This window comes from Mediterraneibacter sp. NSJ-151 (genome assembly GCF_022487435.1).
In the GTDB taxonomy this organism is placed as follows: Bacteria; Bacillota; Clostridia; order Lachnospirales; family Lachnospiraceae; genus Schaedlerella; species Schaedlerella hominis.
This window is the reverse complement of the sequence record NZ_JAKVPP010000008.1, coordinates 149,890-160,855: the sequence shown is the minus strand read 5'-3', so window position 1 is coordinate 160,855 and position 10,966 is coordinate 149,890. Positions and strand designations below refer to the sequence as shown.

The 10,966-nt window shown below is 38.4% G+C and carries 1 protein-coding gene; it reads right to left on the bottom strand.

Translation table 11 applies throughout. From position 1 onward, the window contains the following. Positions 1–198: 198 nt before the first annotated feature. Positions 199–10,947, bottom strand: a complete 10,749-nt coding sequence (locus LQE94_RS10210; protein WP_240577634.1) for a hypothetical protein — start codon at positions 10,945–10,947, stop codon at positions 199–201. Positions 10,948–10,966: the final 19 nt, after the last annotated feature.

Genomic DNA, 10,966 nt, shown 5'->3' with positions numbered 1-10,966 from the left:
TATTATACCTCTACAGGCACAAAAAATCAAGAGTTACACATGTTTTGTATAACATGCATAACCCCCGATAAAATCTGATCTTTTTATGTTTTTAAAAATCCTTCATGAAACAACCCTGGGACCAACGGGGAGACCAATGGGGACGGGGTTAATGGCTTTTTTGCTTGCAAAAAAAGCCATTAACCCCGTCCCCATTGGTCACCTCGTATTTTGTTTATCTTGAAACTCTGGTTTCACCCTCGCCATAGTATAAATGATATTGTCTGTAGCTTTCGTATTTTCTACCACACTACCATTTTGATCAATAATTCCCACTGATAAAACGACCCTATAATTTGAATACAAATGTTTCAATTGGTCTACGTTTTTTATATTGACCTTTAATTGTATTGCCTGCGTCATAATATCACCATCAAAAATGCTGCTTGCTTTCATGATCTTTTTATCATCATCCCAATAACTGCTCTTTGGTACAGTCCATGTATATGCTTTATTGTGTACTGTTCCAGCATTTTCTGATTTCACGGAAACTTTAATATAATCTTCTAATTCAAGTGCATTTGCATAATTTTCAGTATCCTGTGTCGTGTTTTTATTTTGCAGTTGGATGCTAAACTGAATACCCTTTGATGATGCCAATATTGAGGACAAATCTTTTATTGTCGACATATCATATCTTGCTGTTGTATCAATGATTGTATTTTCTTTCGCCGCATCCAAATATGAATTTTGCAAATCCAACAGATTGATTCCAAGCTGACCAATTTCATCTGCTTCAAAAGTAAGCTGCACTCCGGCTGCTTCATCACGATAATAGCTTATTTTTGTATTTGGTAACAATGCACGAGCCGTACTATAGGACAGACTTTTTCTTGTTGTTGCAAGCTGTGATGTATACGTCAGCTTCGTATAATTCGTTGGTACAGCATTATCCAGCCGTGATTCTGGAATAACATCCAATCCATTCGCCGGTAATTTTGCATTCATCTTTACTTCTACATAGAATTCGTTCTGCTTATCCTTTACAATGTCACGAATTTGCTGCAGGTTGACCGATGAATCAATTGTTCCATTTGTAGATAATGGTAAATCCATCAGTCCGTTGATTGCTGTCCATTCATATTCTAATGCTTTTGTTTCTGCACTTCCCGCTTCCGTCCATTTTCTATCTGCATATGTATAGTACTTCTTTGTTGTTCCATCCATCACATATACATAAAATGCTGCCGTTCCAGTAGTTCCGTTTGGAAATACTTCGGCTGAAGTAGATTGCGAATTTTCCTGCTTCAACGTTTTTATCAGACTTCCGCTAAATTTTTGATACAACTCATCCTGCTCATTGAAAGCCTGTCCGGATGGAATCGTAATTTTATCTACCACATCTACTGCCATGAAAGAATCCGTCGCAGTTACTTTTTTAATTGCTCCCGTCACAGCTTCAGATTCTATCAGCGTCTGCTCATATCCATGTGATATCTGATAAGTACTTGCAGTACTTTCGTGCGTGTCCTTTACTTTTCCCTTTCTTGTACGATAATTCAACCGAAATGGAATACCATTACTTGTTATCTTTGTCTGCACGGAACCATTTAGGTCTGTTCCGTTTGTTATATCAGCTACCGTTATTACCAGATAATAATTTTCATGTACCGTACTGATCGGTCCCACTCCATCTTTTAATTTGCTTTCATCTACTGTCACAGCATAGTGCGTTCCCGACTCACCTGTTTCTATCTTACGATAATACTCATATCCATTTGCCGTCTTTATTTTGACAGTTGGTGCGGTGTAAGTTTTCCCATCTTCTTTCGTTACACCATCCGGTACACCCTCTGCATCCACCTTGATGAAGCTGCCATTATTATCTTGCGTAGCAGTTACACCCATTAATTCGCCAATACTTACTGCCTGAAATGTCTTCTCTGACGAATCTTTAAAGGCAGTAAGTGGTATCGTATTCCCGGTATTTGAATCTGTCGTGTAATAATATACCTTGCTATTATCCTGACAATCAATCAATGACAGCTGTGTTCCTGCCGGCAGCGAAGAACCCTTAGAAACCTGAAAATCAATTGATTTATCCAGTGCTTGCGACACATTTCCTCCTGCATTAATATAACTATTCCAGCCATATTCGGAATACAGACCCTTATCATCACTATTATATGTATAAGTAAGATAAGCCGTGAATGCATTTCCTGTGCTTTCCAACAAATGTGCCTTGTCTTCGATCAAATCGTAGTTTGTTGCACGGTAATTAGTACCTGAGCTCAATGTTGCTGTAAATCCAATTTCCAGCATACGGCGCACAATAATCGGTACCTGCACATTATAGTTGTGTACTGTATCGTTTTCATCTTTTTCTTTAAATGTAACTGTCAGCAATGTGAAACGTGACTGCGTATTATCATATTGTGTTGTTGCGGCGAATTCAGAAATCCGGCCTGATGCATATTTGACTTCTAAAGCAGGATTTGTTGCAAGTACAAACTTACCACCTGTATCTGTATAGGTTTGCACACTGGCATCTACATGTCCCGATATATTGTTTGCCCTTGTATATCCGCCATTTGTTACGATATCCAGATAATCCGTGATCGTTTGTGATACATTATCTGACACTACCAATACCGGAAAATCATTTGAAACTGTATTCGTCTGATTTTCTTTATTATATGTGGAAATATTTTTGGTAAACTGGAACTGCTCAACGCCCATTTCCTGATATGTATATTTCCCTTCTGCGGTGCTGTTTTGAGTATTCTTCGCATCCTGATAGATTGTCTGAGCATTTAAAGTATATTTGCCATCTGCGTCTTTTGTCCATGCGGCACTGTCACCATATAGTGCTTTGCTTGCATTTGCAGCGTCGTAAACACTTAATTGACTGGTTGGACTTGTAACAACGTATGGAAATACCTGCTCTGCATCAAGTAAGGATTGCGTCGTATTATTCGATGCTGTTCCATTGTAATCTGCGAATGAAAAATAACTATGGTTCTTTACATCAGTATTTTGAGTTTCATTCAACGTACCATACAACTTGCTTATGTTACGATTGTTCTCTCTTGCAGTTGTGTTCTGAATACTGACACCGGCAATTGTCATCGGTTGAGGGTTCGCATCTCCTGTCAGTCCAATTAGCAATCCTCCGGATTTATCAGAAGATGCTGTTATTTGTGTATTATTCAGCAGTAAGTTAGAACCTTTCACGCATCCACGCAGAGTACCTGCAAAACCACCGGCTCTGTTTCCTGTAATCGAACAATCTGTAACCTCACTGTCAAAAATAAATATTTCTGACGATTTTGTATTTCCACTCACATCCCCTATAAAACCACCTGAGCCCCAGCCTGTTTCATTTGCATTTGATGCTGTAAGAGACAGCTTTTCTACTTTATTATTGCGGATTGCAACTTGTCCGTCTACTTTCAGGAACCCAACAATTCCCGAAGCACAATTGTTACCTTCAATTTTGCTATTGTTTGTGTTTGAGCCTGACACTGTACAACCTGTAATTGTTGCCGGAGTTTGCAAATATCCTACTATACCACCTGCTGATGATGATGCTTTTATATTTGATGCATTAACTGTACAACCTGTAATTGTTGCTGGAGTTTGCAAATTTCCTACTATACCACCTGCTGATGATGCGTTTATATTTGATGTATTAACAGAACAATCTTTAATAGTTATCTTTTTTCCGCCATATGCTATTCCGATAACACCTCCTCCGGCCTGGCTTGCACTTTTACTTTGCGCACTTTCTAAGATCTGCACGTTATTAATATTACTTTCACCCCCATTGTTATCTGCAGATATTTCTCCTATAAGGTCCCCGCTATATTGTCCGGCTTCTACATTTACATTTTTCCATATTGCTGTATATGTTCCAATCTTATCATTTATAGCCACTTTACGTCTAACAAAACCAAATAATCCACCTGCACTAGAATTATTTTGAATTGCTGAAATACTAGAATCTTGTCCAATGATTACATTTGGCACTGTTACATTTAATTGATTATATAAATTAACTTTTCCATCTATATATCCACAAAATCCTCCTGCTTTCTCTTGCCCCATTACTGTAAGATTTCTAAACGAGCAGTTAGTAAATGTGTTACACAGATATACTGTATTTTGCCCTCCATTCCCCCCGCATGGTTGAAGAAGAATTCCTATATCAGATGTCGGCGTAGAATTTCCTTTATTTAATTCTATTCTTCCACTATTACCAATCAAGCCTCCGGCGACAGCAGGACTCTGTATAGTCATATTTTCAAACTTCACTGAGTCGAAATTAACAGATGCTATATACCACTTATAGCCTCCAGAAAACTCTGCCACTGTTCCCGCTGAACTTCCGACAAAACTGCCCACTCCGACATATTTCCAGTTGCCCCAATTAGATGCCTGCTCTGTTTTCTCTCCGTCAGACGTATAATATTGCAACTGTACTCCAGTATAAGAAACTGCTCCTGTCTTTCCAGTATTGGAAGCTGTTTCTGCCTTTCCGGTAAATGTCAAATTGGCCACATTACACGTGCCTTCTACTGGTGCGAAAAGATTAAACACCCCTCCGACCGATGCCGCATGGAAATCATCATCTGCATATTCCTTTACATTCATATCGAATATAATTTTCGTTCCGTTTCCAGAAACGCCTTGTATCAGTGGAACAATTCCGGCTGCTTTTGTTTCTGTTTTGCCTGTTTTTTCATTTTTGCTTGTCACTGCATTAGAAACATATCGTGCTGATACGCCTTGATATGAGCTTTTATATACAGACATATCAAGTGTTCCGTTATTTGGAAACGTTAATGTTGCCCCTCCTGTCCTTGCATTCAAAACAGCCATTTTGAACAAATCTTTGTCGGCATATTTTGTAATTAATACTGGCGTGTTGCTATCACTCGGTGCAGTTCGATCATCTTTAACTGCTGTAACAAAATCACCTGGTTGTGTATCCATGCCAATGCTGTCATACGCCGCATTTCGCACCTTACCATACTCACCATTTCCAAATGCATATCCCTGTTGCAAAGCTCCTTCTGTGATATTTCGATAAGCATTACTGCTTCCTGAAGAAGATGCTCCACTATTCACAATCGCAGATAAAATAAGCAGCCCTTCTGCATCTTTTATTCCGATTGATTTTCCTGATGCTGTTATATGTTTTGTATCGTTTGTCCCTGACGAGTTAAGATTTTGAATCTGATAGTTCTTGTCTGTATTATTCAGATTCTCTCCTGCTGTATCAGCAAATGCATAACCATCCAGTACTCTTCCGACATAAGGGTTGACATATAGGGAACTCGTTGCAGTTTCTGCTACGCTCCCATCTGAAATCATCTTATCCGTTAGAACATGCTTCCCTTGCATATTTCTAAATAATACACCACCGCCGCAAACGGAGCCAACATATCCCCCTACTTGAAGCAAATGCTTATTTGCCCCGGAAAGTGTCAGCCAACCATCAGCCAGCGTCACATTTACACCATCAATAATATTATCTCCACCAAGAATACAACCGATTGCGCCCCCAAAACAGCTTGTCGGATAAAATACGGAAGAGCTTTTTTGATAAACTAACGTCTTTTTCTCTCCTTCGTATCTTATAGTCAGATTTTTAACAACGCTTCCATAACTATATGCAATAAGTCCATTTCCTGTATTTGCCCCTGTCAGAATCAGTTTTACACCATTTGTGTTTGTACTGACAAGTACTCCACGAAATGGATTATCTGTAGTTCCAAATCCTTTAAAATCATTTAATGTTATTTGTCCGTTAGTACCCTGCAAGTCATAATATGCATTTGCAATATAACGTTGCATAAAGCTGTTGCTTCTGGTCGCACCATTTTGCTTATCTACCCAATTTTCTGTTCCTTCCGTTGTCTCTTTCTCAACTTGTACCCACTGTTCTCCATTGTAACGGAATATAATATCCTTTGAAGGATCTGTACAATATTCGTTTTGATCGTTAGTGATCGTAATTTTCCAGTCTGTACGCGGCAACTTCGTTCTCATATACTCGGATATGATTTCCATTTCTCCGGCATCTTTAATGACATAAGGATCACCATAAGTTCCACATCCCTCAGTAATATCAAATACTCTTTGATTTACTTTTATTTCATGCGAATGATTGTTTTCGTCATATGAAACATACACATAAGGCAGCCACTTTGAAAAGACCGGCTCCGTCTGATTACTTTCTGTTTTCACTAAGCCTTCTTTTTTATTATACGTTGCGATATCGTAATACCACTTTTGTAAACCTATATATTCCGTCGAATCGGATATTTCCTTACCATAGGTCACTTGATGTTTATATGTAGCACCTTCCCAATCGCCACTCTTATAGAAATTATAAGTTGCCACGGAAGTATCGTTCACTGCGTACTTATAACTCTCCAATAATGTCGCATGCGTAAAGATACCCTCTTCTTTTGTAGCATCTGTCGGCTTATCCGGAAGAACAATATCTGAGAATCCCATGTTGATCTGATGTCCATCTTCTGAACCCGCATTTCCAATAAGACTGGATGCCACTGCAGTTCCTTCTGTATAATCTCTCGTTGATAAATTCTTTATTTCTGTTTTTGTATAACTTCCAATCTGATTGATTAATAATGGTGCATACGATGAATCTGTATAATCTGTAATTTTCAAGCCCGACAAAACAATGGTTTTCAGATTCATCTTTGCAGTGTTCTGTCTACCGTTTGACTCCGAGCCTTGAACCATACCGGAAAATAGTACTCCGGATGCATTGGAATTTACTTTTCCTATACTTCCTGCAAATGTAACATTGCTCAGTGTAATACTTGTAGCTGTCTCGTTTACTGAATGATCCAGGAATAATCCACAATGCATCATATAATGCTGCGACTGTGTTGTTGCCTGGGTTGATTTATTATTTTTTTCTGCCTTCTCAATCTGTTCATTATAAAATGTAATGGTTGCATCAGTTATTCCAACCCCTGTGTTCAAATGAATTGGATAATAGCTGTATTTATCCATATTCAATATATCGCTGATTGTTGGATTTAAAATATTATTTTTTATATCTGTAATCTCTTGATTGTTGAATGTATAAAAATATTCTTTAATATTTGAATTCGCATACACTGCACAGCTCCATAACACCAGTTCTTCCGGTGTATCAATTTTTCCGGTATTATATCCAGCATTATTTGTAAAAGCTGTTTCTGTATATTCATCCAAATCATAATAATATCTGCTGTTTGCATTTACCTTATGGTTTTTTCCAAGATTTGTACGATTTTGATAGGTATTGCAAGTATTATTTTCTTCTTTTACACCACTACGATCTTTTGTTGCAATTGAGACAATACCATTTTCATCATTGTTAGCAATTTTGTCTTTTGAAGCTGCTGTATATGCTACAAACTCATCGAAAACAGCCTTGCTTCCACATGTCAACTCCAGACCTTCAGCCAGTTTGTAGGAATCATCCCAATCTGCAGTTGTTCTAAGATAAAGGGCACCATCCTCTTTATCTTTATTTTCATCATTATTGAATTTAACAGAGCGTTTTTCTCCATGGCAGACAAGCAAGCCTAAATCTTCACCACAGTGAATTTGTAGTTTTTTGATGTCTATCCCCTTGCTGCGAATTTCCCATAAACCACTTGCCTTATATGCCAGTCCACCTACGCTTGCTTTTGGTGCATTTATTGTAGCATTATTCACTGTCAAGCAACTGGTTGTAGTAGCAGTATTATCACTTGCAAATGTAACTGCAGAACGCGCCCATACACCTCCAAGCAGCCCTCCGCATGCCGTCTGAGCATTTGAGGCTGTAATAGAGAATCCATCGAATGTAAGTGCTTTGATATTTACTTGAGTACTTGTATCTTTATCACTTCCATCCGGAGGCATAAAACCTACCAGTCCACCTACATAAGCATACTTTGATGCATCCGTAACAATTTCCCCTCCAATTGTTACGCCATTACACTCTAGTGATCCTGCTGACATATATCCAGCCACAGAGCCAGCATATGTTTGCTTACCATTGCCTGCATTACTAAGTGTAATATTGCTTTGTATACCTGTATTTTCGCTCAATTTTACCTTTGCTGCACTGCCAAACAAACCACCAATGCAACTTATTTGGGAATTATTGTTTGTGTCAAATTTAATCGTGGTAGTTACTTTAACGTTACTGATAACAGTTTCATTATTTTCTTGTCTTGCCGCGATACTGCCAATCCACATATTACCATTACTGACGCCCGCATTAATGCTTCCAGTTATAGTTAAATTACTTACATTTCCTCTCATACGAGAAAACAAACCTATATCTGTATGTTTCGAACCTGAGGAATATATTTTCCCACAACCCTCTGTTTCATTGGTTACTATGTTTTCCCCTTTAAATCCATAGGTTTCGCCAATTGACAATGTCAATGTATGAGCATTACCATTGATATTTCCTGTGTACGCATCTTTATCATCTATATCTCTTGAAATTCCTATAATTCCAGTATTCTGCAAATTAACATCTGCGGTGAAGTTGATATTTTTACTCTTTAACGTTGTCCAGTTATTGGTTGTTAAATTCGAATCAGCTGAAAAAACACCTCTGGAATTCCATGCAATTGAAAGCAATGCCAGATCTTCTTTCGAGCTGATTGTAATATCATTTCCAGTTAAATTGACTCTTGTTCCATAGCGTATTTCATGGCTTTCTGAGTCTATCTTTAACAACTCACTATCCAATCTGCCCTGTTCATCCGATGTCGTTGTATTAGCCTTTAAGCGAATTACCTCTCCATAATTTCCAATATCATTAATTTTAAAATTTTTATTACTTCGAGTATATTTCCATCCATTGCCATTTCCATCACCGTGAGCAAATATAAGCGCACAATCTTGCATGCCAACAAGTTGTCCAACATCTTGTGGTGATGCACTATAGTTTACACCTGACAAGTCTGTTGTTCCAGATATTTCAATTATGCTTCCGGATGAAGCATTTCCGACAAGTCCGCCACCACTAATAGTGTTAGTGCCACTAATAGTCACTTTTACAGAATCCGCAATACTCATGATACTGTTTGATGACAAATGCCCTACTACTCCTCCGAAACCGCACACCTCTTTTTTTGCAGTTGTGTTTGATACTGTTATCTCTGAATTTCTGACCTGCAGATAAACATGTTCTCCAATTTCACCAATAAGGCCGCCTTGATAATAAGAGTTCCCCTGGGTCGTAGAATTACTATTTACATAATTGATAATCAACGAAGATTTTTTATTATTGCTTATTACGTTTCCGGCTATCGTACCATACGCTCCATTACTACCAGCCGTATACTCCGATGTTATATTTTTCTTTTCTTGTTCTGTGCCAGATATCTGATAATTGATTTCTCCTTGAAGTTCTAAAACTCCAAAATAACCACCTGCATTTCCACCATTGGTTGCGACACCACCATTCATAGTAACTTTAGGTTCTACGACATCAATCTGAGCCGGTAACGTTTTATCCTCATGATTGTTTCCCCGGACAATATAATCTCCTATCCAACCTCCAACAGCAGAATCTTTATTTTCTCCAGAAGATAATGCAGGACTATTTATAGTAATTTTCTTGTTGCCAGACAATGTAGAATTAACAATTTTCCCTGCAAATCCACCTGCATATTTTCCTTTTATAGTTGGGTTCGTAATCGTAATATTCTGATTCACCTGAATTTGAGCAGTTTCACTCATTTCACCGACAATACTTCCCGCACTGCCAGATGAACTGTTTACTGCAAGGTTTGAAATATTCGCTCCACCAATGGATGTAAGGTTAAGAATACCACCTTCCATCTTTCCAATCAGACCGCCTGCTGCGCCGCTTCCTGTATTGATTTCTGTACTCGTTGGAAATGCATATCCGTCTAATTTAATCGTACCGCTTTCCAACGTATTACAGATAAGTCCGATGTTATCGTTACTCGTTGAACTTCCGGCTTGTACCTTATCTCGATATGTAACAACATTTCCTATCGTAAGGCAAGCTTCTGTTTCATTTGTTGCTTTCTTCACTGTTCCAAGCAAGCTTCCGTTTCCTGACGTGAATGTAATTGGAATCGTTCCATCGCTTTTCGTTCCATCGCTTTCCAGCAAGTACGTCTCAGCAAACATTGGTTTGGTTCCGTCTCCTTGCCACTCCCACTCAACCGAAAATTTCTTTTCTATTCTAGCATTCGAAGAAATCCCACGGAACAGGGTTGTGTTCGTTTTTATTGGTGGTGTCTGTCCTGTAATCGTACCTTTAAAAGGGAACTCCGCGCTTCCCAATCCAAGATAGGTATAAGCCTGACTGGCACTTGCTTCATTCTTTAAATAATCCGATAAACTTGTACCTTGCGCTATTGTTGTCGAAAGATTAAGCTCTCCGGTAGTATTAATATTAATTGTTATATTTTGTATATCACTTTGAGCACAATGTGAAAGCAAAATCAACTGTTGTGAGGATGTGATTTCTGCAGTTTTAGTAGTATCCGTATAAAATTTTAAGTTATTTAAGGAAATCGTGTCGGATATTTCCTGTGCTTCTGCTTCTGTAGCTTGCTGGCTTGCATCCTCCGCTGCTATTTCGGATGAGGGTTCCTGCTTTGTTGATTCCTCTTCTTGTGTTTCATTTGTAAGATCTGAATCCGAATTAGACGAAGCTGTGTCCTTTTCATTTGCATCCGGTGTTGTATTCTTTTCATCCGCTTTATTTTCCTCGTCTGTCTTCTCGGATGGACTTACACTTTCTGCATCTGCGTGAGAAACTTCGTCTGAGTTTTCTGCCGATATCATATTCAAAGATGTATTAACATTATTTGCATTGACTTCCGTATAATCCAGCAATATACTTCCTGCAAGAAGATTCACTGCCAGTATACCAGCTATAATTCTTCTGTATTTCAACATCGTTACTCCTTTTAAGCTA

Coding starts and splice junctions, on each gene's coding strand:
- LQE94_RS10210 (WP_240577634.1), bottom strand. CDS start 10,947: ATGTTGAAATACAGAAGAATTATAGCTGGTATACTGGCAGTGAATCTT.